The sequence below is a fragment of the Rhizobium sp. SRI_017 genome (assembly GCF_057586295.1).
Genome location: NZ_JBYCZP010000002.1, coordinates 18,020 through 43,913 on the forward strand (window position 1 = coordinate 18,020; position 25,894 = coordinate 43,913).

A 25,894-nucleotide genomic window follows, 5' to 3' on the forward strand; every position below is an offset into this window, starting at 1 on the left:
CTGACGGGATCTTGCCCGGATCCCTGTTCTTCATTGCCGCCCGTGCCAGGGCTCCCCGAAGCGCCCGGCACCTATATCTATCTGTAAAATGCGCCGCCCTTCTTGCAAAGGACGGCGCATCTCATTTCCTGTCAATAGTCGGTTACTTGCAGACAGCGACCGCCGCGGCGTCGACGCCGGCGCAGATCGTGGCCTTGTCAACCCAGCCGGCATCGATCACGAGGTTCAGGTTGTCCTTGGTGATCGGGGTCGGCGCGAGCAGAACAGCGTTCATCTCGACCTTGCGCGCGCCGTCCTTGAACTTGCCGACATTCGGCACTTCTTCCATGGACTTGCCGTCGGCCAGCATGAGGGCTGCTTCAGCAGCGATCTTGCCGAGCGCGCGGGAGTCCTTCCAGATTGACACGAGCTGCGTGCCCTGGGCGACGCGGTTCAGAGCGGCCTTGTCGCCGTCCTGACCGGTGACCGGAACAGTGCCCTGGAGACCCTGGGCCTGTAGCGCTGCCACGACGCCGCCGGCCATGCCGTCGTTTTCGGACAGAACCGCATCGACCTTGTTGTCGTTGGCGGTCAGGATCTGTTCCATGTTCTTCTGGGCATTTTCCGGCTTCCAGCCGTCCGACGAAGCTTCGCCGACGATCTTGATCTTGCCGGCGTCGATGTTCGCCTTGAGGACTTCCATCATGCCGTTGTAGAGGAAGGTTGCGTTCGGGTCGCCCGGGTCGCCCTTGATGATGGCGAAGTTGCCGGAGTCCTTAACCTTCAGCAGTTCCTGCGCCATCAGACGGCCGACGCCGACATTGTCGAAGGTCATGTAGAGAACCGAGGGATGCTCGATCTGGACGTCGTAGGCGATCATCGGAATGCCTTCCGAGGCTGCCTTTTCAACGGCCGGCAGGATCGCTTCGGAGTCCCACGGAACGATGAGCAGCACATTGGCGCCCTGCGACATCAGCGACTCGATGTCGGTCAGCTGCTTGGAAGCGGAGCCCTGAGCGTCGGCGGAGATATACTTGTCGCCGTTGTCCTCGACGATCTTCTTGATGATCGCTTCGTCAGTCTTCCACCGCTCTTCCTGGAAGATCTTCCAGGACACTGCGATCGTCTTGCCGGCAGCCATGGCCGAGCCGGCGGCGCTCATGACAAATACGGCGCTGGCGAGCGCCATTGCAAATTTCTTCATATTTCCCTCCCGATGCTGAATGCATCAACCAATCTTGGCCGATTGACAGCGAGCGTAACCTCTACCCAACTCTACTATCAAGCCCGGCCGCTCTTGAGCCTCTTTTTTTCGAGGTTCGAAAAAAGTAGTGACGCACAATACAAGCTGTGTCAAGATGGATTTTGAGGTGTTCCTAAGTCGCTGCAATGCAAGAGAAATTTTGCATTGCAGCAGGGAATGGGAGGAGTTTCGTCGTGAGCAACATCGTTCGGCCGGACGACGTGCGCCGACAGAACCAGCTTGGAATATTGCTGGCGCTGCGGCGTCATGGGAATCTGTCGAGAACGGAGCTCAGCGCCGCCACCGGCCTCTCCGCATCGACCGTCACCGTCATCACCAACAGCCTGATCGAACGCGGCGTGCTCGAGTCCGAACAGGTCTCCGAACAGGCTACTCAGCGCCGCGGCCGGCCGCAGGTAAGGCTGCTGCCAAACGCCGATTATGCCTCGATCGCCGTCCTCCTTCTCGCGCTCAACAAGGTCACTGCCGATATCTACGATTACCGCGGCGGTCTCATCGCGTCCAAGGCCGTCAACATCAAGACCAAGTCGATGACCGGTCAGGAACTCATCGACGCCACCGTTTCCGCGCTTCGGTCGCTGCTCGACGAACAGGAACGGGAGGTCGGCCCGCTCGCCCGGATCTCCGTCGGGGTCGAAGGCATCGTCGACGGGGCAGGGCGTGTCTTCCTGTCCTCGCCTGTCATCGATGTTCAGGACATCCCCCTGGGTGAAGCGCTCGAGCGCGAATTCATGGCGCCGGCCGAGCTCGCCAACGAGTGCAACATGATCGCCGAAGCGTTGCGTTGGCGCGCGCCTGAGCGCTACGGCCGGAATTTTGCGGCCGTACTGATGACGATCGGCATCGGCATGGGACTTTATCTCAATGGCAAGCTCTTCTCGGGCATCGCCTCCTCTGCCGTGGAGTTCGGCCATCTCTGCTACAAGCCGGAGGGGGCGCTCTGCCGCTGCGGGCGGCGCGGCTGCATCGAAGCCTATGCCGGCCAGCACTCCATACTGCGCGCTGCCATGGGTGCTGACACGACCAAGATGCTGGCTGAAGAACCGCCGACGGGGGCCATGGAGGCGCTGGCTGAGATCGCGCGGTTGCGGGACGGTCCCGAACGGGCTGCATTTCGGGAAGCCGGCCGCGCGATCGGCACCGGCCTGTCCAATCTGTTCAGCATGTTTGATCCGATACCGCTCGTCTTCACCGGGCCGGGCGTGCAGTTTCTGGACCTCATGAAGGAAAGCATCATCCGGGCGCTCGACAATCCCAGCTACGGCCTGCCCGTGACCATCAGCGTCATCGACGAAGAGCCCGACAATGTCACGCTCACCAAGGCGGGAAATCTGATGAGCGCTCTGACATTCCTCGATGCCAATATCCCCGCGAGCGAGGTCGGGCAGAGGCTCACTTTTGCGCATCCTGCGCAATGAGATGGCCGGTATGAACTGGTTCGAAGTCGTTCCCATGGCATCCGGCATCACGCGTTTCCGCGAGTTGCATGTGCATGGGTTCTTCCGCGCCAATCTCTATCGGATCGAGGGCAGGGATTTCGATATCCAGCTCGATTTCGGCGTCGGCGTGCGTCCTCTCACAGAAGTCTCGCCGGCCGATGGCAAGCCGGTGCTGGCGATCGCCTCGCATGCCCATGTCGATCATGTCGGCTCGTTCCATCTCTACGCGCGTAGGGCAGGGCATCAGCGCGAAGCGCATACTTTTGCAGGTATGGACGATCCGGGAACGCTGGCCTCGGCCTTCGTTACGACCGACAACCCCCTGACAGCACTGCCGTCTGCCGGCTGGACCATGGCCGACTATGCGCTCAAGCCCGCACCGCTCACCGAACAACTCGGCGAGGGCGACACGGTCGACCTCGGCAACAGGCGCTTCACCGTGCTGCATCTGCCCGGTCATTCGCCGGGCTCGATCGGGCTCCTTGATGAGCACAGCGGCGACTTCTTCAGCGCAGACGCAATCTATGACGAGGGGCTGGTCGACGACATTCCCGGCGCCGATGTCGAAACCTATCTGAAGACAATGCACCGCTTGGCCGAACTCGATGTCGGCTGTGTCTATGCGGGCCATGGCGAGGTCATGGACAAGAGACAGATGCAGCAGGTGGCGCGGGATTACATCGCCTCGAAGGGCGTTTGACCGGAAGGATCCGGAAAAACAAAAAGGCCAGGCGATTTCAGCCTGACCTTCCCGAAATTCGATCCTCAACGGTGCCAGTACATCCGTGGTCACCGGAAAATCGAATGTGATATCAATAGTGTCTTATGGTTAAGAAATTATGACATCGCTGAACAGGATATAGGTCGAATAGGAATTGTTTCAAGGGGCGCGAAAATAATCGCGCCCCGAAACCTTTAGTGACTGTCCTTGCCGACGGCGTTTCCGCGACATCCCTTGAGGAAGTCGAGGTCGGCACCGGTGTCGGCGCCCTGGACATGCTGCTGGTGCAGCCAGGCATAGCCGGACGTCGGAAGATCGTGATTGGGCTGCCAGGCCGCCAGCCGCCGGGCCAGTTCCTCGTCGGAAATGTCGAGATGCAGGCGGCGGTTGGGAACGTCCATTTCGATCATGTCGCCATTCTGCACGACCGCGAGCGGTCCACCGACGGCTGCTTCCGGCGAAGTGTGCAGCACGACGGTGCCGTAGGCGGTGCCGGACATGCGCGCGTCGGAGATGCGCACCATGTCGGTAATGCCCTTCTTGAGCACCTTGGGCGGCAGGCCCATATTGCCGACCTCGGCCATGCCGGGATAGCCCTTCGGACCACAGTTCTTCATGACCATGACGCAGGTCTCGTCGATGTCGAGATTGTCGTCATTGATCTTGGCCTTGTAGTCGTCGATATCCTCGAACACCACGGCCCGGCCGCGATGCACCAGCAGTTCCGGTGTGGCCGCCGACGGCTTCAGCACCGCGCCCTTGGGTGCCAAGTTGCCGCGCAGCACGACGATGCCACCCGATTGCGTCAGCGCCTTCTCGGCGGGCAGGATGACGTCCTCGTTCCAGTTGACGACGTCCTTGACCTCGTCCCACACGGTTTCGCCGGAGACGGTGATCGCGTCCTTGTGCAGGAGGCCCGCTTCGCCGAGGCGCTTCAGCACCACCGGCAGGCCGCCGGCATAGAAGAACTCTTCCATCAGGTATTTGCCCGATGGCATGAGGTTGACGATGGTCGGCACGTCGCGGCCGCAGCGGTCCCAATCGTCAAGCGTGAGATCAATGCCGACCCGGCCGGCCATGGCGAGCAGGTGGATAACGGCGTTGGTCGAACCGCCAATCGCCGCGTTGGTGCGGATGGCGTTCTCGAAGGCCTGCTTGGTCAAGATGTCCGATGGCGTCAAGTCGTCCTTGACCATCTGGACGATGCGTCGGCCGGTGAGCTGCGCCATGACCTTGCGTCGGGAATCGACGCCCGGGATTGCGGCGTTGCCCGACAGCGCCATGCCGAGCGCCTCGGCCATGGAGGCCATGGTCGAAGCGGTGCCCATGGTGTTGCAAGTGCCCGAAGACCGGCTCATCGAGGCCTCCGCCTCGAGGAACTCGGCCTGCGTCATCTCGCCGGCCTTGACCATTTCGGAGAACTTCCACAGATGCGTGCCCGAGCCGACCCGCTCGCCGCGGAAATAGCCGTTCAGCATCGGCCCGCCGGTGACGACGATCGACGGCAGGTCGACGGAGGCCGCACCCATGATCAGCGACGGCGTGGTCTTGTCGCAGCCGACCAGCAGCACGCAACCGTCCATCGGCTGGCCACGGATCGCCTCCTCGACCGCGAGTGCGGCGAGGTTGCGATACATCATCGCCGTCGGACGGAAAGTATTCTCGGATGCCGAGAATACCGGCACTTCCATCGGGAAGCCGCCGGCCTCCCACACGCCCGCCTTTACCTTCTCAGCAAGCTCGCGGAGATGGCCGTTGCACGGCGTCATGTCCGACCAGGTGTTGAGGATGCCGATGACAGGACGCCCGTCGAAAAGGTTGTGCGGATAGCCCTGGTTCTTCATCCAGCCACGGTGATAGATGACATCACGGCTCGTGCCGCCATACCATTCCTGCGATCTCAGCCTGCGTGGCCATTCCGCTTTCTTGTCAGTCATTTCATCGTCCTTCAGCCCGTTCAGGGCAGCGTGTATGCGGTCTTCACTGTCGTGAAGAATTCATTGGCGTACTTGCCCTGTTCGCGCGAACCGAAGGACGAGCCTTTGCGGCCGCCGAAGGGCACGTGGAAATCGACGCCGGCGGTGGGCAGGTTGACCATCACCATGCCGGCCTCGGCATTGCGCTTGAAATGGGTGGCGTATTTCAGGCTGGTCGTCGCGATGCCCGAGGACAGGCCGAAAGGCGTGTCATTGGCGGTGGCGAGCGCCTCGTCATAGTTCTTGACGCGGATCACGGATGCGACCGGTCCGAAGATTTCCTCGCGGGAAATCCGCATCTGGTTGGTCGCTTCGGTGAACAAGGTCGGTTGCAGGTAGAAGCCGGGCGTTGCCTTCGTCACGAGCTCGCCGCCGAAAGCGAGCTTGGCGCCTTCCGATTTGCCGATCTCGATATAGTCGGTGTCCTGCTTGAGCTGGCCGGCATCGACCACCGGGCCGACATGAGTGTCCTTCTCCATGGCGTGGCCGACATTGATCTTGGAGAGTCGCTCGGTCAGCGCCGCGACGAACTTGTCATGGATACCTTCGGTGACAATGATGCGCGAAGACGCCGTGCAGCGCTGGCCAGTGGCGAAGAAGCCGGAATTGGCGGCCGCTTCGACTGCGACGCCGAGATCGGCATCGTCGAGTACGACGAAGGGGTTCTTGCCGCCCATTTCGAGCTGGAACTTGCGATTATGCTCGATCGAGGCCAGAGCGACCCGCTTGCCCGTACCGGTCGAGCCTGTGAAAGTGATACCGGCGAGGTCAGGGCTATCGAGCATTGCCTGGCCGACGACCGAGCCCTTGCCCATGACAAGGTTCAGCACGCCCTTGGGCAGGCCGGCGCGATGGAGGATATCGACGATCGCCCAGGCAGAGCCCGGCACGAGATCGGCGGGCTTGAAAACCACGGTGTTGCCATAGGCCAGCGCCGGGGCGATCTTCCAGGCGGGAATCGCGATCGGGAAGTTCCAGGGCGTGATGATGCCGATGACACCGAGCGGGTCGCGGGTGATCTCGACGCCGATGCCCGGGCGGGCCGACGGCACGACTTCGCCGGTCAGGCGCAGCGTCTCGCCGGCGAAGAAGTCGAAGATCTGGGCTGCCCGGATCACCTCGCCAGTGCCCTCAGGCAGGGTCTTGCCTTCTTCGCGAGACAGCAGCGCGCCGAGTTCGTCCTTGCGGGCAAGGATCTCGTCGGAGGTCTTCTTGAGGATCGCGTGGCGTTCGAGGATGCCCGAGCGCGACCAGGCCGGGAAGGCGGCCTTGGCGGCGGCGATCGCATCCTTCATGTCCTGCGCTGTACCGCGCGCATATTCGCCGACGACTTCGTTGGTGTCGGACGGATTGATGTTGGCGATCGGGTCGGCGCCAGTCCATTCGCCGGCGATCAGGTTCTGATGAAGAGCCATATTTATTCTCCAGATTCTTGGGTGCCTAAAGCTGCCGGACGGATATCTGCTCCTCGACGGCAATCCTCAACGGGTTGCGAAGCGCCAGACCGAATTCCGGCACCTCGATTTCGAAGACATCGCCTTCTTCAGGCTTGATGCCATCTGCGAAGGAGAGGGTGGCGGTGCCGAACATGTGGACATGCACGTCACCCGGCTGGCGGAAGAGGCCGTATTTGAAGTGGTGATATTCGAGATTGGCGAAGGTATGCGACATGTTCGCTTCGCCCGACAGGAAGGGCTTTTCGAAGATCACTTCACCCTTGCGGCGGATGCGAGACGTGCCGCGAATATCTTCCGGCGGCGCGCCGATGCGGATTTCCGGACCGAAGCTCGCCTGGCGCAGCTTGGAATGGGCAAGGTAGAGATAGTTGATCCGCTCGGTCACGTGATCGGAAAATTCGTTGGAGACAGCGAAGCCGACGCGGAAGGGCGAGCCATCCTTGGCGATCACATAGATACCGGCCATTTCAGGTTCTTCGCCGCCGTCCAGCGCGAAGGAGGGGGAGACAAGGGGCTGCTCGCCTGCGACGGCCTGGCTGCCATTGCCCTTGTAGAACCATTCGGGCTGCACGCCCTTCTCGCCGGCCTTCGGCTTGCCGTTCTCGAGGCCCATCTTGAACATCTTCATCGAGTCCGTGAGGGTTTCCTCGGCGGTCTCCGTCGTCTTCTTGTGCATGGAGTCCCGGGTTGCGGCCGAGCCGAGATGGGTCAGGCCAGTGCCGGTCAGGTGGACATGCGCAGGGTCCGGATGGGTGATCGGCGGCAGGAAGCGGCCTTCGTCCCGCGCCTTGGCGAGATCGACGGCATCGCCAAGACCATGTGCCTTGATGACGTCGGCAAGCGACTTGCCCGCTTCAGCAGCTTCGAGCGCCAGAGCGTAAACACTCTCGGCGCCGTTCACTGCACGGGCTTCGCCACCCACTTCTCTGCAGGCAACGATGACGGTGCCGTTGGCATTCCTGATCTGGGAAATCAGCACGTTAGTATCCTTTCCGTGGCATGCCTCCGGCATACGCAGGACCAAAATCCGCGCTGGAAGGCCTGAAATGTGAGAGGCGGGGCCGAACGGCCCCTAAATCCTCAGCCTTTTCTCTTGTTATAGACGTCGAAGTAGACGGCGAGCAGCAGGACCAGTCCCTTGACCAGCTGCTGGTAATCGATCGAGAGACCCATGATCGACATGCCGTTGTTCATGACGCCCATGATGAATGCGCCGATCACCGCGCCGGTGATCTTGCCGACACCGCCTGAAGCCGAAGCGCCGCCGATGAAGCAGGCTGCGATGACGTCGAGCTCGATGCCGACGCCCGCCTTCGGCGTTGCCGAGTTCAAGCGGGCCGCGATGATCATGCCGGCCAGTGCCGCAAGCACCCCCATATTAACGAAGGCATAGAAGGTCAGCCGCTCGGTGTTGATGCCCGAGAGCTTGGCCGCCTTCTCGTTGCCGCCCATCGCATAGATGCGGCGGCCGATCGTCGAGCGGGTGGTGATGAATGCGTAAAGAGCGATCAGCACGCCCATGACGACAAGCACGTTGGGCAGGCCGCGATAGGTCGAGAGCTGGTAGCCGAGCAGGACGGCAACCACGCTGATGATGCCCATCTGCACGGCGAAGAACACATAGGGTTCATTCTCCGTGCCGTGCGCTTCGTTGCGACGGCGGTCACGAAGGCCGTAGTAGATGGCGAGGCCAACCAGGACCAGCACGACAATCAGCGCCAGGTAGTTCTTGATCAGGCTCGTCGCCGGATCGGTGATCGACAGAAAATCCGGAATGAAGCCTGTCGACAGCAGGCCGAAGTCCTTCGGGAAAGGGCCTAGCGGACGGTTGGAGAGCACCAGATAGGTCAGGCCGCGGAAGACGAGCATGCCAGCCAGCGTCACGATGAAGGCCGGGATCTTCTGGTAGGCGATCCAGTAGCCCTGCGCGGCGCCCGCCAGGCCGCCGATAATGAGACACAGCGGAATGACCAGCGCGAAATGCCAGCCGAACTTTACCAGCATGATCGCCGATATGCCGCCGATGAAGGCCGCGATCGAACCGACCGACAGGTCGATGTGTCCCGCCACGATGATCAGCAGCATGCCGAGCGCCATGATGACGATGAAGGAGTTCTGCAGAATCAGATTGGTCAGGTTGACCGGGCGGAACAGCACGCCGCCGGTGATAATCTGGAAGAACACCATGATGACGACCAGTGCGATCAGCAGGCCGTATTCGCGGATGTTCTTGCGGAAATATTCTCCGAAGGCCGGTGTCGATTTTTCTTGGGTGGTATCGGAGACCATTAGTGCTTCTCCCCGGAGCGCATGATGGCGCGCATGATTGTTTCTTGGCTTGCTTCCTGCTTGGACAGCTCGGCGACGATGCGACCTTCATTCATCACATAGATGCGGTCGCAGGTTCCGAGCAGTTCGGGCATTTCCGATGATATCATCAGAATGCCCTTACCTTCAGCGGCAAGCTGGTTGATGATCGTATAAATTTCATATTTCGCGCCGACGTCGATGCCGCGCGTCGGCTCGTCCAGGATCAGTACTTCCGGGCTGGTGAACAGCCATTTCGACAGCACGACCTTCTGCTGGTTGCCGCCAGAGAGATTGACGGCCTCCTGATAGATCGAATGCGAACGGATGCGGAGCCGCGAACGATAGTCGGTCGCGACCTTGCGCTCTTGGTGCTCGTCGATCACGCCTGCACTGGCGACCGACTTCAGGTTCGCCAGCGTCGTGTTGTGCATGATGTTGCTGATCAGCACGAGGCCGAGCTGCTTGCGGTCTTCGGTCACATAGGCGAGGCCGGCATCGATCGCCTTCGGGATGGTGCTGACATCGACCGGCTTGCCGCGCATCAAGACCTCACCAGTGATCTTGTGACCCCAGGCCCTGCCGAAAATGCTCATCGCGGTCTCGGTGCGACCGGCGCCCATCAGGCCAGCAATGCCGACGACTTCGCCGGCGCGGACGTTGAAATTCACATCGTGCAGGAACTGACGGTCGCGGTGGTTCTGGTGGAAGACGTTCCAGTTCTTGACTTCGAGCAGTGTGTCGCCGATCGGCACGTCGCGCGGAGGATAGCGGTCCTCCATGTCGCGGCCGACCATGCCCTTGATGATCCGGTCTTCGCTGACATCGCCGGTCTGGGTATCCAGCGTCTCCACCGTGCCGCCGTCGCGCAGGATGGTGATCTGGTCGGCGACCTTGCGGATCTCGTTGAGCTTGTGGGAAATGATGATCGAGGTCAGGCCCTGCTTGCGGAATTCCATGAGCAGCTTCAGGAGCGCGTCGGAATCCGTTTCGTTGAGCGAAGCCGTCGGCTCGTCGAGGATCAGCAGGCGGACCTTCTTGGACAGCGCCTTGGCGATTTCGACAAGCTGCTGCTTGCCCACGCCGATATCGGTGATGAGGGTCGTCGGTGGCTCCTTGAGGCCGACCTTGCCGAGAAGTTCCTTGGTGCGGGAATAGGTCGCCGGCCAGTCGATAACGCCGGATTTGGCGACCTCGTTGCCGAGGAAGATGTTTTCGGCGATCGATAGAAGCGGTACCAGCGCCAATTCCTGATGGATGATGATGATGCCGAGATGTTCACTGTCCGAGATCGTGGAGAAGCGGCGCGCTTCCCCGTCATAGATGATCTCGCCGTCATATGTTCCGGCCGGATAGACGCCGCTCAGGACCTTCATCAGGGTCGACTTGCCGGCGCCGTTTTCGCCGACGAGCGCGTGAATCTCGCCTTCCCGGACCTTGAAGCTCACCTGGTCAAGCGCTTTGACGCCAGGGAAGGTCTTCGTGATGTCCCGCATTTCAAGGATAATGTTACTCATAATTCCGTCATTCCACCGCGGAGGTCACACTGAAACCGCCGGGGACTATAGGATTTCACCTAGTCAGTGAGAAGGGGTCCGCACATCGTGCGGACCCCTGTCTTGCTCAGATCAGGATCAGTTGTCGATCTGCTCGGCGGTGTAGTAGCCGGACTTCGTCAGGATGTCCTTGACGTTGGACTTGTCGGCAGCAACAGGCTTGAGCAGGTAGGACGGAACGATCTTGACACCGTTGTCGTAGGTCTTGGTGTCGTTGATCTCGGGCTCCTTGCCGCTCATGATCGCATCGACCATGCCGACGGTGACCTTGGCGAGTTCGCGGGTATCCTTGAACACGGTCGAGTACTGTTCGTCAGCGAGGATCGACTTGACCGAGGGCAGTTCGGCGTCCTGGCCGGTGACGACAGGCATCGGCATGTCGCCGGAGCCGTAGCCAACGCCCTTCAGAGCCGACAGGATACCGATGGAGAGGCCGTCATAGGGCGACAGAACGCCGTTGACCTTGGCATCGGTATAGGTCGAGGAGAGCAGGTTTTCCATGCGGGCCTGGGCAACAGCGCCGTCCCAACGCAGCGTACCGACCTGGTCCATGCCCATCTGGCCCGACTTGATGGCGATGTCGCCCGAGTCGATCAGCGGCTGCAGGACGCTCATCGCGCCGTCGTAGAAGAAGAAGGCGTTGTTGTCGTCGGGCGAACCGCCGAAGAGTTCGACGTTATACGGCTTGACGCCCGGGAACTTGGCCTTGAGGCCATCGACGAGCGAGGTTGCCTGGAGAACGCCGACCTGGAAGTTGTCGAAAGTGGCGTAATAGTCGACATTGCCGGAATCGCGGATCAGGCGGTCGTAAGCGATGACCTTGACGCCAGCGTCATGGGCCTTCTGCAGGATGTCGGAAAGCGTCGTGCCGTCGATGGCGGCAACCACGAGAACCTTGGCGCCCTTGGTGACCATGTTCTCGATCTGGGCGAGCTGGTTCGGAATGTCGTCATCGGCGAACTGAAGGTCCGGGGTATAGCCGGCGTCCTTGAACAGCTTCTCCATGGTTTCGCCGTCCGAGATCCAGCGTGTGGAGGTCTTGGTCGGCATCGAGATGCCGACGACGCCCTTGTCCTGCGCGAAAACAGGCGCGACAAAGGACGCGATCGACATGGCTGCGGCAGCAAGCAGCGAGGTTAGAAGTTTCATTTGGGTTCTCTCCCTGGGTTGTAGTCGGTTGGCGCGGCCCCTCTTCCGGCAGCACCGGAGGTCGTCAAGTTCACCGACATTGCGGCCGTGCCTTTTCAAGGGCTTATGACGGCCGAAATTCGCTATGAGTCAGATTTTCCTCCCACGCGCCGGCTGCAAACTGCATTCAAACTCATATACCTGTCAAATAAAATACGCATAGATCATTATACCGAATGTGGTATAATTGTTAAAAAGTCATACTTTTCAAATGGTAGCACTATGTTGAACGAACGTGAAAAAGCGGCGGATGGTTACTTTTCGGGCCGCGGATCGAGCTATCACCCTGAAAAAGAGGGCGATTTTCTAATCAAGGCAGGGCTTAAACTCTCCCATCTGAGGCTCATTCTGGCCATCGCTGACTCGGGTCAGGTGAGCGCTGCGGCGGAGGTGCTCAACATATCCCAACCTGCCGCATCGCGCATGCTCCATGAAGTTGAATCGCTTCTGAAGGCGCCGCTTTGCCAGCGGGCGGCACGCGGGGTTGAGATGACCCGTTTCGGGGAGGCGATGGCCAAGCGCGCCCGTGCCATCCTGCTCGAGATTCGCGAGGCAAGCCGCGAGATCACCGAGCTCAAGACGGGTTATGGCGGATCGGTCAATATGGGATCGGTGACCGGTCCGGCGATCAGTCTGGCCGTGCCAGCGATCCGGCGGGTGCGCGGCATGTATCCGGCGATCCAGATCAGTTGCCATGTGGAGGCCAGCAACATGCTGGCGCGCGAACTGCTTTCCGCACGCTACGATTTTGTCATCGGCCGGCTGCCCGACGAGTTCAATCCGCGCGATTTCGAGGCCAAGCCGCTCGGCTTCGAGAAATCCTGCCTGATCGTCCGGGCAGGGCACCCGCTGCTCGACAAGCCGTCGCCGGGACTTGATGATCTCAGGCATTATGAATGGGTATTCCAGCCGCATGGCGCGCTGCTCAGACGCTCGATCGAACGGATGTTCATCGATTCCAACGTGCCGCTGCCCGAGAACATCGTCAGCACGCCCTCTGTCCTGCTCACCATGGCGATGGTGGTGAGGAGCGATGCAGTGGCTCCGATTGCGCGTGACGTGGCTGATTTCATCGCCGGCACCGCTGGGCGCGTCGGCGAGATCGCGATCCTCGAAACCGATTTCGAGATCGGGCTCGAACCCTATAGCCTGATCACCGCCCGGGGCCGCGGGCTGCCACCCTCGGCGCGCTTGCTGCACGATCTGATTTTCGAGGAGAATGGCCGGGTCCAGCCTCGCACGCTATGACGCTGCCGAACAGGAGATGCCTCGCATGCCGGTATTCGGCAAAACGCTTTTCGAGACGGTTCTCGACGGCATGGACGTGGAAGACCTCGATGAAGACGAGGAGGAAGCTCCTGTCCGACATCCGCGCGTTACCGTTCATTTCCTGGCGGACACCTCGTTCAGCGACCGCGCCGATCAGCGGCCGCTCGGCGAACTCTACGAGGATTTCGGCGAGCCTCCGTCCGCTGAGCCCGAGGCTCCGCCATCACACCAACCCCCCGCATGGCTCGATCGCTTATCCGAGCGGGATGTCGCCGACGACCTCGGACTTGCGTCTAGCATGACCAAATCCGAGATAAGGGAGAAGCGACGCGCGTTTGCACGCGGCAATCATCCAGATCGCGTAGCAGAAGAATTCCGTGTGGCGGCGACAATTCGCATGACGATCGCCAACCGGCTGGTCGAGAGTGCTTTGCGCCGGGCCTAAGCCTTGTCGTCGATCTTGCTTTTCTCGTCCTCGATCGCAATGGGCGACTTGCCGTTCTCTTCCGCGATTTCATCGTCGTCTTCGGGATCAGGCGGTCGAACAACAGGTTCTTCTTTCGGCGGGGGATTGTAGCTGACGAACAGCGTGTAGACGCAATAGACCGCCGCAGCCCCGGAAAGCACGCCCCAGAAGCCGTCGCGATTGTAGATTTCGAGGGCTGCCCAGCCCACGACCGAGATGCAGATCGCGAGACGCACACCGAACGGCCGATAGAAATCCGCATCGGTATCGATCAAATAGAAGGGCGTTCTGTTCTTCTTGTCGGTCATCGGTCCTCCAGGCTTTTTGACTGATGCCATTTCGCACCTGATGGCGCAAGGCGGAACGCGACGATCAAAGAGATTGCAATAGAACAAATATTCTAATTTGTTCCAATTGATCCGCCTGTTCCGTTTTGCTAAACCAGCATCAAATTCCAGGTGAGGACAAACCAATGACAGTCAGATTCGGAGTGCTGGGCGCAGGTCGCATCGGCAAGGTACATGCCAAGGCCGTGAGCGCGAACCCGGATGCAAAACTCGTTGCCGTGGCCGATGCCATGGCCGACGCGGCAAATGCGCTTTCGGCGCAGTATGGCGCCGAGGTCCGCTCGATCAGCCAGATCGAAGCAGCCAACGACATCGATGCCGTCGTCATCTGCACACCGACCGACACCCATGCTGATCTCATCGAGCGCTTTTCGCGCGCCGGCAAGGCGATCTTCTGCGAAAAGCCCGTCGATCTCGACGCCGAGCGCGTCAAGGCCTGCCTCAAGGTCGTGGAAGAGACCGGCGCCAAGCTCATGGTCGGCTTCAACCGCCGCTTCGATCCGCATTTCATGGCGGTCCGCGCCGCGATCGATGCCGGCAAGATAGGTGACGTCGAGATGGTCACCATCACCTCGCGCGATCCCGGCGCCCCGCCGGTCGATTACATCAAGCGCTCCGGCGGCATCTTTCGCGACATGACGATCCACGATTTCGACATGGCCCGCTTCCTGCTCGGCGAGGAAGTGACCTCGGTTTCCGCGCACGCCGCCGTTCTGGTCGATCCCGCGATCGGCGAGGCCGGCGATTTCGACTCAGTCTCCCTCATCCTCGAGACCAAATCGGGCAAGCAGGCGATGATCTCCAATTCGCGCCGCGCCACATACGGCTACGACCAACGCATCGAAGTGCATGGTTCGAAGGGTGTCGTGTCCGCCGAAAACCAGCGCCCCGTGTCGATCGAGATCGCCAATGGCGAGGGCTACACCCGGCCGCCGCTGCATGATTTCTTCATGACCCGCTACACCGAAGCCTATGCCAACGAGATCGCCGCCTTCATCTCGGCGGTGGAGAAGGGCACGAAGATCAGCCCCTCCGGCACCGACGGCCTGATCGCGCTGCAGCTCGCAGATGCGGCGCTGGAGAGTGCGACAACAGGCAAAAGGGTGACGGTCGGCTGAGTCGGCGCTGAAGCCCATCCGGGTTCGGGATTCCAACCAGCATTGGGCGACCAAAAGCACCCGCGTTCAGCCCGAACTGGTGGCAAAAATTGACGGAGGCGCAACAGGCAAGAGTTGCGCCTCTGGCGTCGGCGCGCAATGGCGCCAACTATCGTTTCGATCGCTGTGCGCTTGGTCCGAGCGTGGCGTCATCGGCTATTGCATCAACACGGCTCGAAGGGACCAATGCGTGTGCTATTTCGGCTGACGGTCATTACGGTGGCGGGCGCGATCGGAGTCCATTCGTCCCGAGCCGAGCCGAACGGTTCTGACGCGATCGCCGTCCCGCTGCCAACGGTCCGCCAATAGAGCGATGGCGGTCGGGCGTCGCTGGCCCAGCGGAAAGCATGCATCGTCTCCCCGTCAGAAAGTATGGCGCTAAAACGCAGCGGTTGCTTGATGCTCGCTGCTCGCATCGCCTCCCGGCACAAGCCGAGCGCCCGTGCGACGGCTTCGACCAGTCCGCCTCCAATGCCCATGGCGATGAGGAAGATTGCTTCGCTGTCGCCATTGCCCCGGCGAGAGTCGTAGACCCGTTCAGGGATCAATCCTTCTATGGCTCTCCGAATCTTCGAGTAATTGCCGATCTGGCCATTGTGCATGAAGAGGTGGCGGTCATGCAAAAACGGATGACAATTGGCCAGCGACACTTCACCTGACGTTGCGGAGCGCACATGCGCAAGAAACATCGGTGCCTCCACCTGGTGGCACAGCGAGGCAAGGTTGGCGTCTGACCAAGCCGGCAGTGTGCCGCGGTAAAGACCGGGCCGCGACCGCGCGCCGTACCAGCCGACACCGCACCCATCCCCATTGACCTGGGTCTTTGCCTCAAGCGCCGAAAGAGACTGTCTGACGAGCGAGGATTCGGGTTCTGTCAGCAATGTGTCGAGGTAAATCGGCGAGCCGCCATAGGCTAGAAAGCGACACATGATCTTGTCTCCCGGAAGGATTAGACCATCACATATTTCCGACGCCAAGGGTGCGCATTGATGGGCAAGATTCGGAGAAATCTCGCAAAATTTCGGCGCTGATCTGCCAGAAGATCGGAAAATATTGCGCGCAATGACTAGTTGCGGAACGCTCGGTCGATCGGCATTCGGCGCTGGTCGAGTGTCACCATCTAAGGGCATCTCACCTGGCGAACACTCCTCGCAATTGCTCCCCGTAAAGACGGGTTCTTATCTCTCTAACGCCCAAACCATCCATCAAACACCGGCAACCCAACGACCCCCGAGCACAGGATCATCACATAGACGATCTTGCGAAAAGTCTGCGGCGAAGCCAGTGGAAACAACATCGAGCCAATCCATGTGCCCGCCACATAGGGCAACAGCATCAAGACCGCGATGACGAAGACTTGTTGCGTCAGCATGCCGTTCAGCGCGAAGGTCGCGGCCTGCACCACGACCGTCAGCAACATCAGCGTGAACATATTCCGTCGCAACTTGTCCGGCGCAATATCCCGCGCCAGCCAGTAGATGACGACGACGATGCCCGATAGCGCCGCCATGCCGCCCAGGACACCCGCCAGGGCGCCGACCGCGAGCGTGATCGGCAGAGTCTCCCGGCCATGCCATTTCAACCCGACGGTCAGAAGCGTAATGGCGACAAAAACGACGGTGGAGAGGCACCAGCGGATTACCACCGGATCGCCATGCGCGGCAAGCCATCCGCCGACCGGGGTGCAAAGCGATATACCGATTGCGATCGGAACAAGTCCGTGGAGCTCGATTTCGCGGATCCTGCGCAGCATCGGTGGGCCGGTGACGAGAAAATCGAAGACCAGCAGCGAGGCGACCGCCACGCGCGGGCCGAGCGCCGCCGAGGCGATCGGCATGTAGATGAGGCCGCTGCCGAATCCGGAAAAGCCGCGCGCAAGCCCGGCCAGGAATGTGGCGACCAGCGCCAGCGGCACCATCGGCGCCCGGGCCTGCGTCACGATTTCTGTCAGGAAATCAGCGATCTGTCTCGTCTCCTTGAATGTCCGTTTTCTCGATAAAGACGGCCGGGGATGAGATCAAATGACTTTGCGTGATCCTGACCTCACCGGCGTGAATGGCGGTGGCGACCGCATCGAAAAAAAATTTACGAATTTTCATCCCCGCCCTTTTCAGCCGTGAGACAATCACCCTCGTTCCGTCGCCGGAGTGTTTCGCGAGACGTTCGCGGGCAGGCGGAATGGGGTGCTTCCGTCTTTCGCCGTAACGTGTGGCGCGAGGCGGGAGAGGCGCGGACGCTGCGGCACTTTGGGGTCCGAAAGGATCTTACGATGCCGCCGTCACAGGCTTCCCCCGGGCCGCCGTCCACGGTCCGGTTTGGGTCCACCATGCAAGCGGTATGCGCAAATGCGTTCCGTGCAGCGAGGCAGGCCGCGCCTGAAGGAGCGAGAGAGGCTCCGAAGAACACCTCGATGGCCGCGCGAATGCGAAGCCATACTTTAATATTTCCCGAGGCAACGCATGCGCGCGGCTCTCCGGACTTGCATGCCTCACAACCCGGCGGGCCACCGCGCGGCAATGCTACCGCGTGCCTGAATCTTGATTAGTATGACTTTTAAACCAAAACGCGTCTGGATTTGCCGGAGAAATCCGTTAAACCTCTCGACGTTTCCCCGGAGGAGTCGATCATGAGCGAAGAAAAGACCAAACCTGTGCCCGCGAGCGGCGATCTCGACGAACAGGCGCTTTTCTTCCACAAATATCCGCGCCCCGGCAAACTCGAGGTCATGGCCACCAAGCCGCTCGGTAACCAGCGCGACCTGGCGCTTGCCTATTCGCCCGGCGTGGCCGCCCCCTGTCTCGCCATCCGTGACAATCCGGACCTTGCTGCCGACTACACGTCCCGCGCCAATCTCGTAGCCGTGATCTCCAACGGCACCGCCGTGCTCGGCCTCGGCAACATCGGCCCGCTCGCCTCCAAGCCTGTCATGGAAGGCAAGGCGGTGCTGTTCAAGAAATTCGCCGGCATCGACGTCTTCGATATCGAGATTGACAGTCCCGGCATCGATGACATGGTCAAGGTGATCTCCGCGCTTGAGCCGACTTTTGGCGGCATCAATCTCGAGGACATCAAGGCGCCGGAATGCTTCGAGGTCGAACGCCAGCTGCGCGAGAAGATGAACATCCCGGTGTTCCACGACGATCAGCACGGCACGGCGATCATTGTCGCCGCCGCGATCCTCAACGGGCTGGAACTCGCCGGCAAAAAGCTCTCCGACGTGAAGATCGTCGCCTCCGGCGCGGGTGCTGCGGCGCTTGCCTGTCTCAACCTTCTCGTCATTCTCGGCGCGAAGCGCGAGAACATCTGGGTGCACGACCTCGAAGGCCTCGTCTATGAGGGCCGCAAGGAACTGATGGACCCGTGGAAATCGATCTATGCGCAGCCGAGCGACAAGCGGAAGCTCGCCGAATCCATCGGTGGCGCGGATGTCTTCCTCGGCCTCTCGGCAGCAGGGGTGCTGAAACCCGAACTGCTCAAGGAAATGGCCGCGAAGCCGCTGATCATGGCGCTCGCCAATCCGAACCCGGAGATCATGCCGGAGGAGGCGCGCGCCGTGCGCCCCGATGCGATGATCTGCACCGGCCGCTCCGATTTTCCCAATCAGGTCAACAACGTCCTCTGCTTCCCCTACATTTTCCGCGGCGCGCTCGATTGCGGCGCCCGCGAGATCAATGAGGAAATGAAGATGGCCGCGGTCAAGGCCATCGCCGCGCTCGCCCGCGAGGAAGTGAACGAGGTGGCCGCCAAGGCCATCGGCGGCGAGACGCCGATTTTCGGGCCGGATTATCTCATTCCGTCGCCCTTCGACCAGCGGCTGATCCTGCGCATCGCGCCGGCGGTGGCCAAGGCCGCCGAGCTCTCGGGCATCGCGGCCCGGCCGATCACCGACTACGAAGCCTATCTCGACCAGCTCAACCGCTTCGTCTTCCGCTCCGGCTTCCTGATGAAGCCGATCTTCGCTGCCGCTCGCGGCGCGCAGAAGAAGCGTGTGATCTTCGCGGAAGGCGAGGACGAGCGGGTGCTCCGCGCCGCACAGGTGTTGCTGGAAGAAGAGATCGCCCAGCCTATCCTGATCGGCCGCCCCAGCATCGTCGATGCGCGGCTCAAGCGTTACGGCCTGCGCATTCGGCCGGGAACGGATTTCGAACTGGTCAACCCGCAGGACGACCCGCGCTACAAGGACTATGTCGACGACTATTTTGCTTTGGTCGGTCGCCGAGGCGTGATCCCGGAAGCCGCGCGCACGATCGTCCGCACCAACACGACCGTCATCGGCGCATTGGCGCTTCGTCGTGGCGATGCCGATGCTCTTATCTGCGGCGTCGAAGGCCGCTATGCCCGCCACCTCCGCGATGTCTCGCAAATCATCGGCAAGCGTCCGGGCGTGCTGCAATTCTCGGCACTCAGCCTGCTGATCTCCCAGCGGGGCGCGACCTTCTTTACTGATACCTACGTGAAGATGGTGCCAACCGCGGAAGAGATTGCCGAAATGACGATCATGTCGGCGGCCGCGATCCGCCGCTTCGGCATGACCCCCAAGGCGGCTCTGGTCTCGCACTCCAATTTTGGCTCCCGCGATTCCGAAAGCGCGGAGAAAATGCGAAAGGCCATCTGCCTTGTAAAGGACCAGGCGCCAGACCTCGAAGCCGATGGCGAGATGCATGGTGATTCCGCGATCTCGGAAATCCTGCGCAAGCGCGTGATGCCGAATTCGACGCTGTCAGGCGAAGCCAACCTGCTCGTCTTCCCCAATATCGACGCCGCCAACATCTCGCTGGGCTTGCTGAAGACGATGATGGACGCGCTGCATGTCGGCCCGATCCTGCTCGGCACCGCCCGCCCGGCACATATCCTGTCACCGTCGGTGACCTCGCGCGGCGTGGTCAACATGGCGGCACTGGCCGTGGTGGAGGCGTCAAGCGAGGCGTGAGTGAGATCTACTGCTCGACGCTTACCGAAACCGTGATCATCTCCGGACTGTCTCCAATTCGCATGCCTGACACCGGCGCCGTATCAGCATAGTCCAGCCCGGATGCCAGGCGCACGTAGCGCTCGTCGGGGCAGATATCGTTCGCCGGATCGAAGCCGACCCAGCCCAGGCCTTGGATATGTGCCTCCGCCCAGGCATGGCTTGCGGCATCCATGCTGCTGTCGTCGAGCATGTAGCCCGAGATATAACGTGCGGGCAGGCCGAGATGGCGGGCGGTGGAGATGAAGATATGGGCGAAGTCCTGGCAGACGCCGGCCTTGAGCTCCAGCGCCTGTTCCGCCGTCGTGTCGATATCCGTGGCGTCCTTCTTGTACTCGATGGCTTGCGTGATCGTCATCATCAGGCTGTGCATCCTGGCGAGATCGCCGTCGCCCTTGATTCCGCGTGCCAGGTCCTTGACCAGCTTGCCTGCCTTGGTCAGCGGCGTTTCGCGCAGATAGAGCCAGAGCGGCACATAGCCGATATGGGGCCCGAAGATGCCGTTGCGCTCCTGGGTTTCGACCTCGCCCATCGCCATGATGCTGATCGATTGTCCGCCGTCATTGATGCTGACGAGTTCGACGCGGTTGCCGAAATGGTCGGTGTAGACCGCTTCTCGGCCCGCACCGGTCACCGAGGTCTGCCAGGTTACGACGTGCTGGCCGGGGCAATCCTGCGGCGTCAGCCTCAGCCGCTGAAGCGCGAACTCCACCGGCTCGGCATAGCTGTACTCGGTCATGTGGCTGATTTTCAGGCGCATGTTGAACTCACTTGTAGAACCGGTAGCCGTCGGTGATCTCGCTCGCCAGCTTGTCGTTGGCGATGATGAAATCCTCGAGATATTCATGGAGCCCCGTCTCCATGATCTGGTCGATCGAGGCAGTCAGCAGCGAATTGCGCGTGCGGGCCGCCGTTTCATGCGCCGGAATCTGGCCTTTGTAATCTCGGGCGAGGTGGGCGAGGTTGGAATTGATTGCCTCGTAACAGAAGGCGAGCGACCTCGGCATGCGGCGGTTCAGGATCAGGAAGTGGGCGATGTTGGCCGCCTTGTATTCCGTCTCATACACCCAGGAATACGAACGATGGGCAGAGACCGAGCGCAGGATCGACTGCCAATGAAAATTGTCGATCGAGCCGCCGACATGCATCAGCGACGGCAGAAGCACGTAATATTTGACGTCGAGGATACGGGCTGTGTTGTCGGCCCTCTCCATGAAAGAGCCGAGCATGGCGAAATTGTAGAGCTCGTCACGCAACTGGGTGCCGGAGAAGGTGCCGCGCATCAGCCCGATGCGGCGCTTGATGAGATCGATCACGTCGGGCAGCGTGGCATGGGTGATCTTCTTCGACAGAACCTGCCCGATTTGCAGCCAACTTTCGTTGACCGCCTCCCAACTCTCACGCGTCAGCGCGGTGCGCACCATACGGGCATTGTTGCGCCCATTTTCGATGCAATTGATCACTGACGAGGGATTGGCCTTGTCGCGCATCAGGAAGTCGATGGCTGCGGCGCCGGGCACGGTGTCCGACTTCTCGCCATAGACCTCGCGCACACCGGCGCTTTCCAGCACGCCGCCCCAATCTTCCTCGGTGTTGGTCTGGCGGATCAGCGACATGCGGAACCCGGCATCGACGAGCCGGGCAACGTTTTCGGCGCGCTCAAGATAGCGCGACATCCAGAAAAGTCCGTTTGCAGTTCTTCCCAGCATGCTCAGTCCTCCAGCACCCAGGTGTCCTTGGTGCCGCCACCCTGGCTGGAATTGACCACCAGCGACCCCTCCTTGAGCGCAACGCGGGTGAGCCCGCCAGGAATGATATGGACCTTGTCGGAAACCAGCACATAGGGCCGGAGGTCGACATGCCGGGGCGCAATGCCCTTCTTGACCATGATCGGCACGGTGGAGAGCGAAAGCGTCGGCTGGGCGATGTAGTTGCCCGGCTTGGCGCGGAGTTTGTCGGCGAAGGCCTCGACTTCCTTCTTGCTCGCTGTCGGGCCGACCAGCATGCCGTAGCCACCGGAGCCATGCACTTCCTTGACGACGAGGTCGGCAAGGTTGTCGAGCACGTATTTGAGGCTATCGGCTTCCGAGCAACGCCAGGTCGGAACATTTTCCAACATCGCCTTGCGGCCGGTGTAGAACTCGACGATCTCGGGCATATAGGAATAGATCGCCTTGTCGTCGGAGATGCCGGTGCCGGGCGCGTTGGCGATGGTCACGTTGCCGGCGCGGTAGACATCCATGATGCCGGCGACGCCGAGCGCGGAATCCGGGCGGAAGGTGAGGGGGTCGAGGAAGTCGTCGTCGACCCGGCGATAGATCACGTCGACCGGCTCGTAGCCCAAGGTCGTGCGCATGCAGACCTTGCCGTTGATGACGCGAAGATCTGATCCCTCGACAAGTTCGGCGCCCATCTGGTCGGCCAGGAAGGCATGTTCATAGAAGGCGGAGTTGAAGATGCCGGGGGTCAGGACGGCCACGCGCGGCTTGCCCTTGCAGCCTGGGGGCGCGAGCGAATCCAGGCTCTGGCGCAGCTTGGTCGGATAATCCTCGACCGGGCGCACGCGCACCTGATGAAAGAGTTCGGGGAACATCTGCATCATGGTTTCCCGGTCTTCCAGCATGTAGGACACGCCGGAGGGGGTGCGCGCATTGTCCTCCAGCACATAGAACTGGTCTTCGCCGGTGCGGACGATGTCGGTGCCGATGATGTGGGTATAGACGCCGCCGGGCGGTTTCATGCCGATCATCTCAGGCAGGAAGGCGGAGTTGCGCTCGATCAGTTCCCGCGGCACGCGGCCGGCGCGGATGATTTCCTGCTTGTGATAGATGTCTTCGAGAAAGGCGTTGAGCGCGAGGACGCGCTGTTCGATGCCCTGGGCGAGCTTTCGCCACTCCTTGCCCGAGATGATGCGCGGGATCAGGTCGAAGGGGATGATCTTCTCGGCCGCGTCCTCGTGGCCATAGACCGCAAAGGTAATGCCGGTCTTGCGGAAAATGTTCTCCGCGTCCTGCGCCTTAGCCCGTAGATGCGCAGGCTCCTGCTCCTCAAACCACTGGAAATACTTTTTGTAGGGTTCACGCGGACTGCCGTCCGCGAGCAGCATTTCATCGAAGGCCAAATTGTCGTTCCCCATTCTTTTATTCGAGCATTTGAAACCAATGTTCGTTGCAATGCAAGAACCATGCTCAATCGGGGAAATCGAATTTTTCTGGAGGCTTGGAAGGCATGCGGGGCGCACCGGTTCGTCCCGCGATGTCCTCAGTCGCATCAGGTCGGTAGAGCCTCTGCGGCATATTGCGCGGCATATTCGGCTGATGGCGGGATCGGCTTGATCACGTCGACCATCACACCATTCGGATCGGCCACGATGAAATGGCGCTGGCCGAAGTCCTCGTCGCGCAGCGTGCGCAGGACGGGGACACCGGCGGCGCGGAGTCGATCATAGATCTCATCGGGATTATCGACCTCGAAATTGATCAGCATGCCGGCCGCCGATTTGCGGCTGTCCTCGGGCACGGTCTCGTGTGTGCGGGAGACGAAGGCGAGATTGACATTCGGATGATCGGCTTGCTGCAGATGGATGTACCAGTCCGATGTGAAGAGCGACTTGAAGCCGAAATGGGTCTGGTAAAAGGCGGCTGACGTCTCGACCTCGTCGACGAGCAGGACGGGATAATATCCGGTGATTTTCATGACTTGTCTCCTTTCGTAAACCTACATACAATCTGCATGTAGGTTTGTAATTAACATACAGGCTGTATGTATGCAAGAGAAAAAAGAACGGCGAAGCAATGCAGACCGAAGCCAGGCGATGCGGGACGCGTTGATCGCGGCGGGCCGCGAGCTTTTCATCGGCAGAGGCTATGCGGAGACATCGACGCCCGAAATCGTCGCGGCCGCGAATGTCACACGCGGTGCGCTCTATCATCACTTCGAGGACAAGGCGGCGCTCTTTCGCGCCGTGATCGTTGCCGAATCCGAGCGTGTGGCGGAGCAAATCAACACTGCGACACAGGACTGCACCAGCGCCGCCGAGGCGTTGAATACCGGCACCGACGCTTATCTCGACGCGATGATCGAACCCGGCCGTACCCGGCTGCTGCTCGTCGATGGCCCTGCGGTGCTGGGTCACGATACGATGGACCAGATCGACCGCGAGACATCGGGTGGCACGATCGTCGTCGGCCTGAGCGCGGCACTGGAGCGAGAGCCGGATGCCGAGATTCTGGTGCTGGGGCGGCTGCTTTCCGCGGCCTTCGAACGAGCGGCGCTCGACATTGCGGCCGGCGCGGAGTCCCTTCTTTACCGCAATGAACTCAAGCGCATGCTGGCCGAAGCCTGCGCGAGAGGATGACGGCAGTTGGCAATCTCCCGAAGGCTGCGCTATCACTCATATCAGCCGCGCTGAATTTATCGTTGGCGTCGGTGATCCCGGCCACATCCATGGCCGTAGATGAGGACATGAATGCTGATAGCGACAGCCTTTCCGGCGGCGGTGGCCGTGGCGCGAAGACATCCAGGGCGTCTTACATGACGCTGGCGGGTGATCGCGCCGCTATTCCCTCGCCCGAGGAGTTGGCTGATCTCATTCGCCGCGTGGCGATTAGCGCTGACCGGCAGGCCTTCGCGGCCCTGTTCCGCTTCTATGCGCCGCGCCTCAAGTCCTTCCTGGGCCGGCAGGGTTTTGGCGAGATCGAGTGCGAGGATCTCGTCCAGGAGGCGATGCTCAATATCTGGCGCAAGGCGCCAAGTTTCGACCCAGTCAAGGCAGGGGCCTCGACCTGGATCTACACAATCGCCCGCAATCTCGGCATCGATCGCCGTCGCCGAGATGGTCGAGGGACCACCTGGCGTGAACTGACGACATTTGAGGAGATCGATCCCGATCCGTCGGTCGAAGCCCGAATGATCATCGTGGAAAGCGAAAGCCGTGTGCGTGACGCGCTCAAGACGCTCCCGGACGAACAGGCAGCCGTTATCCGCATGACATTCTATGGCGAGGATCCGCAGGCGGAGATCGCCAAGACGCTGGGCATTCCGCTCGGCACCGTGAAGTCCCGCGTGAGACTGGCGCTGGCCCGTCTCCGCAAGACGATGGAAGACGGATTATGAACTTCGTGAACCAGACCAGTGAAGAGCTGCTGCTGCGTTATGCGGCCGGCCAACTGCGTCCGGCCCCGGCGCTGGTGGTGGCGAGCCATCTCGCAATGTCGCCCTCCAGCCGGCGCTTCGTCGCCGGGTTGGAAAGCCTGGGCGGTACTCTTCTCGATGACGAACCGATGGCGGAACTGTCGGCCGGGATCTTCGAGCGCACACTGGCCGAGCTAGACAAGCCTACCCGTCCTGAGAGCTTCCCGCCGGTCCGCGGCCATGAGGCACTCGATATGGGCGTTTTGCTGCCGGAGCCGCTCGCGCGCCGTGCGATTAGCCGATGGAAGTGGCTCGGGCCGGGCATGCGCTTTGCCCGTATCGAGATGCCCGAGGACCCCGATCATAACCTCGTGCTCCTGCGCGTGCCGGCTGGCCGAGCGCTCCCCCAGCATAGCCATTCCGGCGAGGAAGTCACGCTGGTCCTCAAGGGCTCATTCCGCGATGAGAGCGGGCGCTTTGGTGTCGGCGATCTGATCCAGGAGGACGAGGATACAGATCATTCGCCCATGGTCGACATGGACGACGAGTGCATCTGTCTTGCTGCGATCGAGGGGCCCATGAGGCTCAAGAGCTGGCTTGGCCGGATGGTGCAGCCCTTTCTCGGACTTTAAGTTGGCGGTTGCATTTGGGCTTTGACCGAGCGGG

23 protein-coding genes are annotated in these 25,894 nt (G+C 61.0%); 9 read left to right on the forward strand and 14 right to left on the reverse strand.

Translation table 11 applies throughout. From position 1 onward, the window contains the following. Positions 1-142 precede the first annotated feature (142 nt). Positions 143-1,183: a substrate-binding domain-containing protein gene (locus AC2YI2_RS04855; protein WP_487385314.1), complete on the reverse strand. Its 1,041-nt coding sequence runs from the start codon at positions 1,181-1,183 to the stop codon at positions 143-145. A 233-nt stretch (positions 1,184-1,416) separates the two neighbouring features. Between AC2YI2_RS04855 and AC2YI2_RS04860 the strand changes: the two genes are divergently transcribed. Together AC2YI2_RS04860 and AC2YI2_RS04865 are read left to right on the forward strand one after the other, a co-directional pair. Further along, positions 1,417-2,661: an ROK family protein gene (locus AC2YI2_RS04860; RefSeq protein WP_487385315.1), complete on the forward strand. Its 1,245-nt coding sequence runs from the start codon at positions 1,417-1,419 to the stop codon at positions 2,659-2,661. A 10-nt stretch (positions 2,662-2,671) separates the two neighbouring features. Then, on the forward strand, positions 2,672-3,382 hold the full coding sequence (locus AC2YI2_RS04865) for an MBL fold metallo-hydrolase (RefSeq protein WP_487385316.1): 711 nt from the start codon (positions 2,672-2,674) through the stop codon (positions 3,380-3,382). Between the two features lie 215 nt (positions 3,383-3,597). Here the strand turns inward: AC2YI2_RS04865 and araD are convergent, their stop codons facing one another. The 6 genes from araD to chvE form a co-directional block, all read right to left on the reverse strand. Continuing rightward, on the reverse strand, positions 3,598-5,340 hold the full coding sequence (gene araD, locus AC2YI2_RS04870) for an L-arabinonate dehydratase (protein WP_487385317.1): 1,743 nt from the start codon (positions 5,338-5,340) through the stop codon (positions 3,598-3,600). 20 nt (positions 5,341-5,360) lie between these two features. Continuing rightward, a complete protein-coding gene (locus AC2YI2_RS04875) occupies positions 5,361-6,794 on the reverse strand; it encodes an aldehyde dehydrogenase family protein (RefSeq protein ID WP_487385318.1) in 1,434 nt (477 codons plus the stop codon). Positions 6,795-6,819: 25 nt separating this feature from the next. Beyond that, positions 6,820-7,815 (reverse strand): AraD1 family protein, encoded by a 996-nt coding sequence (gene araD1 / locus AC2YI2_RS04880; protein WP_487385319.1) that lies wholly within the window; start codon positions 7,813-7,815, stop codon positions 6,820-6,822. Between the two features lie 101 nt (positions 7,816-7,916). Continuing rightward, complete coding sequence (gene mmsB, locus AC2YI2_RS04885; protein ID WP_487385320.1) at positions 7,917-9,125, reverse strand: multiple monosaccharide ABC transporter permease; 1,209 nt, start codon at positions 9,123-9,125, stop codon at positions 7,917-7,919. Next, complete coding sequence (gene mmsA / locus AC2YI2_RS04890) at positions 9,125-10,660, reverse strand: multiple monosaccharide ABC transporter ATP-binding protein (protein ID WP_487385321.1); 1,536 nt, start codon at positions 10,658-10,660, stop codon at positions 9,125-9,127. Before mmsA ends, mmsB begins: the two co-directional genes overlap by 1 nt. A 117-nt stretch (positions 10,661-10,777) precedes the next feature. Beyond that, positions 10,778-11,848, reverse strand: coding sequence for a multiple monosaccharide ABC transporter substrate-binding protein (gene chvE / locus AC2YI2_RS04895; protein WP_487385322.1), 1,071 nt, complete (start codon positions 11,846-11,848; stop codon positions 10,778-10,780). 105 nt (positions 11,849-11,953) lie between these two features. Here chvE and AC2YI2_RS04900 point away from each other — a divergent pair, with 105 nt between their 5' ends. Beyond that, positions 11,954-13,135 carry a LysR family transcriptional regulator gene (locus AC2YI2_RS04900; protein ID WP_487385323.1) on the forward strand — a complete coding sequence of 394 codons (1,182 nt, stop codon included), beginning with the start codon at positions 11,954-11,956 and terminating at the stop codon, positions 13,133-13,135. Between the two features lie 25 nt (positions 13,136-13,160). Continuing rightward, a complete protein-coding gene (locus AC2YI2_RS04905; protein WP_487385324.1) occupies positions 13,161-13,601 on the forward strand; it encodes a hypothetical protein in 441 nt (146 codons plus the stop codon). Here AC2YI2_RS04905 and AC2YI2_RS04910 read toward each other — a convergent pair. After that, a complete protein-coding gene (locus tag AC2YI2_RS04910; protein WP_487385325.1) occupies positions 13,598-13,930 on the reverse strand; it encodes a hypothetical protein in 333 nt (110 codons plus the stop codon). The two genes, AC2YI2_RS04905 and AC2YI2_RS04910, sit on opposite strands and share 4 nt — an antisense overlap. A gap of 164 nt (positions 13,931-14,094) precedes the next feature. On the opposite strand from AC2YI2_RS04910, the gene iolG reads away from it, so the two are divergent. Then, positions 14,095-15,087, forward strand: a complete 993-nt coding sequence (gene iolG, locus AC2YI2_RS04915; protein WP_487385326.1) for an inositol 2-dehydrogenase — start codon at positions 14,095-14,097, stop codon at positions 15,085-15,087. 203 nt (positions 15,088-15,290) lie between these two features. Here the strand turns inward: iolG and AC2YI2_RS04920 are convergent, their stop codons facing one another. Next, positions 15,291-16,055, reverse strand: a complete 765-nt coding sequence (locus AC2YI2_RS04920; RefSeq protein ID WP_487385849.1) for a class II glutamine amidotransferase — start codon at positions 16,053-16,055, stop codon at positions 15,291-15,293. Between the two features lie 257 nt (positions 16,056-16,312). Further along, positions 16,313-17,065 (reverse strand): sulfite exporter TauE/SafE family protein, encoded by a 753-nt coding sequence (locus tag AC2YI2_RS04925; RefSeq protein WP_487385327.1) that lies wholly within the window; start codon positions 17,063-17,065, stop codon positions 16,313-16,315. A 687-nt stretch (positions 17,066-17,752) separates the two neighbouring features. On the opposite strand from AC2YI2_RS04925, the gene AC2YI2_RS04930 reads away from it, so the two are divergent. After that, positions 17,753-20,056 (forward strand): NADP-dependent malic enzyme, encoded by a 2,304-nt coding sequence (locus tag AC2YI2_RS04930; RefSeq protein WP_487385328.1) that lies wholly within the window; start codon positions 17,753-17,755, stop codon positions 20,054-20,056. Between the two features lie 7 nt (positions 20,057-20,063). On the opposite strand, the gene AC2YI2_RS04935 is transcribed toward AC2YI2_RS04930, so the two are convergent. The 4 genes from AC2YI2_RS04935 to AC2YI2_RS04950 form a co-directional block, all read right to left on the reverse strand. Beyond that, positions 20,064-20,855 carry a transglutaminase family protein gene (locus AC2YI2_RS04935; RefSeq protein ID WP_487385329.1) on the reverse strand — a complete coding sequence of 264 codons (792 nt, stop codon included), beginning with the start codon at positions 20,853-20,855 and terminating at the stop codon, positions 20,064-20,066. A gap of 7 nt (positions 20,856-20,862) precedes the next feature. Next, positions 20,863-21,804, reverse strand: coding sequence for an alpha-E domain-containing protein (locus AC2YI2_RS04940; RefSeq protein ID WP_487385330.1), 942 nt, complete (start codon positions 21,802-21,804; stop codon positions 20,863-20,865). A gap of 2 nt (positions 21,805-21,806) precedes the next feature. Beyond that, a complete protein-coding gene (locus tag AC2YI2_RS04945) occupies positions 21,807-23,216 on the reverse strand; it encodes a circularly permuted type 2 ATP-grasp protein (protein WP_487385850.1) in 1,410 nt (469 codons plus the stop codon). 149 nt (positions 23,217-23,365) lie between these two features. Beyond that, a complete protein-coding gene (locus AC2YI2_RS04950; RefSeq protein WP_487385331.1) occupies positions 23,366-23,791 on the reverse strand; it encodes a VOC family protein in 426 nt (141 codons plus the stop codon). Positions 23,792-23,861: 70 nt separating this feature from the next. Between AC2YI2_RS04950 and AC2YI2_RS04955 the strand changes: the two genes are divergently transcribed. The 3 genes from AC2YI2_RS04955 to AC2YI2_RS04965 all read left to right on the forward strand — a co-directional run bounded on the left by AC2YI2_RS04955 (position 23,862) and on the right by AC2YI2_RS04965 (position 25,860). Then, positions 23,862-24,452 (forward strand): TetR/AcrR family transcriptional regulator, encoded by a 591-nt coding sequence (locus AC2YI2_RS04955; protein ID WP_487385332.1) that lies wholly within the window; start codon positions 23,862-23,864, stop codon positions 24,450-24,452. An 89-nt stretch (positions 24,453-24,541) separates the two neighbouring features. Further along, positions 24,542-25,210, forward strand: coding sequence for a sigma-70 family RNA polymerase sigma factor (locus AC2YI2_RS04960; RefSeq protein WP_487385333.1), 669 nt, complete (start codon positions 24,542-24,544; stop codon positions 25,208-25,210). Continuing rightward, positions 25,207-25,860: a ChrR family anti-sigma-E factor gene (locus AC2YI2_RS04965; protein WP_487385334.1), complete on the forward strand. Its 654-nt coding sequence runs from the start codon at positions 25,207-25,209 to the stop codon at positions 25,858-25,860. Before AC2YI2_RS04960 ends, AC2YI2_RS04965 begins: the two co-directional genes overlap by 4 nt. Positions 25,861-25,894: the final 34 nt, after the last annotated feature.

Excerpts from the sequence above, each read along its gene's own strand:
- AC2YI2_RS04930 (WP_487385328.1), top strand. The coding sequence starts at position 17,753 with ATGAGCGAAGAAAAGACCAAACCTGTGCCCGCGAGCGGCGATCTCGAC.
- iolG (WP_487385326.1), top strand. The coding sequence starts at position 14,095 with ATGACAGTCAGATTCGGAGTGCTGGGCGCAGGTCGCATCGGCAAGGTA.
- AC2YI2_RS04865 (WP_487385316.1), top strand. The coding sequence starts at position 2,672 with ATGAACTGGTTCGAAGTCGTTCCCATGGCATCCGGCATCACGCGTTTC.
- AC2YI2_RS04950 (WP_487385331.1), bottom strand. The coding sequence starts at position 23,791 with ATGAAAATCACCGGATATTATCCCGTCCTGCTCGTCGACGAGGTCGAG.
- AC2YI2_RS04920 (WP_487385849.1), bottom strand. The coding sequence starts at position 16,055 with ATGTGTCGCTTTCTAGCCTATGGCGGCTCGCCGATTTACCTCGACACA.
- AC2YI2_RS04960 (WP_487385333.1), top strand. The coding sequence starts at position 24,542 with ATGGCCGTAGATGAGGACATGAATGCTGATAGCGACAGCCTTTCCGGC.
- AC2YI2_RS04905 (WP_487385324.1), top strand. The coding sequence starts at position 13,161 with ATGCCGGTATTCGGCAAAACGCTTTTCGAGACGGTTCTCGACGGCATG.
- AC2YI2_RS04955 (WP_487385332.1), top strand. The coding sequence starts at position 23,862 with ATGCAAGAGAAAAAAGAACGGCGAAGCAATGCAGACCGAAGCCAGGCG.
- AC2YI2_RS04875 (WP_487385318.1), bottom strand. The coding sequence starts at position 6,794 with ATGGCTCTTCATCAGAACCTGATCGCCGGCGAATGGACTGGCGCCGAC.
- AC2YI2_RS04940 (WP_487385330.1), bottom strand. The coding sequence starts at position 21,804 with ATGCTGGGAAGAACTGCAAACGGACTTTTCTGGATGTCGCGCTATCTT.
- AC2YI2_RS04965 (WP_487385334.1), top strand. The coding sequence starts at position 25,207 with ATGAACTTCGTGAACCAGACCAGTGAAGAGCTGCTGCTGCGTTATGCG.
- AC2YI2_RS04910 (WP_487385325.1), bottom strand. The coding sequence starts at position 13,930 with ATGACCGACAAGAAGAACAGAACGCCCTTCTATTTGATCGATACCGAT.
- AC2YI2_RS04900 (WP_487385323.1), top strand. The coding sequence starts at position 11,954 with ATGACGGCCGAAATTCGCTATGAGTCAGATTTTCCTCCCACGCGCCGG.
- mmsA (WP_487385321.1), bottom strand. The coding sequence starts at position 10,660 with ATGAGTAACATTATCCTTGAAATGCGGGACATCACGAAGACCTTCCCT.
- AC2YI2_RS04935 (WP_487385329.1), bottom strand. The coding sequence starts at position 20,855 with ATGCGCCTGAAAATCAGCCACATGACCGAGTACAGCTATGCCGAGCCG.
- araD (WP_487385317.1), bottom strand. The coding sequence starts at position 5,340 with ATGACTGACAAGAAAGCGGAATGGCCACGCAGGCTGAGATCGCAGGAA.
- chvE (WP_487385322.1), bottom strand. The coding sequence starts at position 11,848 with ATGAAACTTCTAACCTCGCTGCTTGCTGCCGCAGCCATGTCGATCGCG.
- AC2YI2_RS04855 (WP_487385314.1), bottom strand. The coding sequence starts at position 1,183 with ATGAAGAAATTTGCAATGGCGCTCGCCAGCGCCGTATTTGTCATGAGC.
- mmsB (WP_487385320.1), bottom strand. The coding sequence starts at position 9,125 with ATGGTCTCCGATACCACCCAAGAAAAATCGACACCGGCCTTCGGAGAA.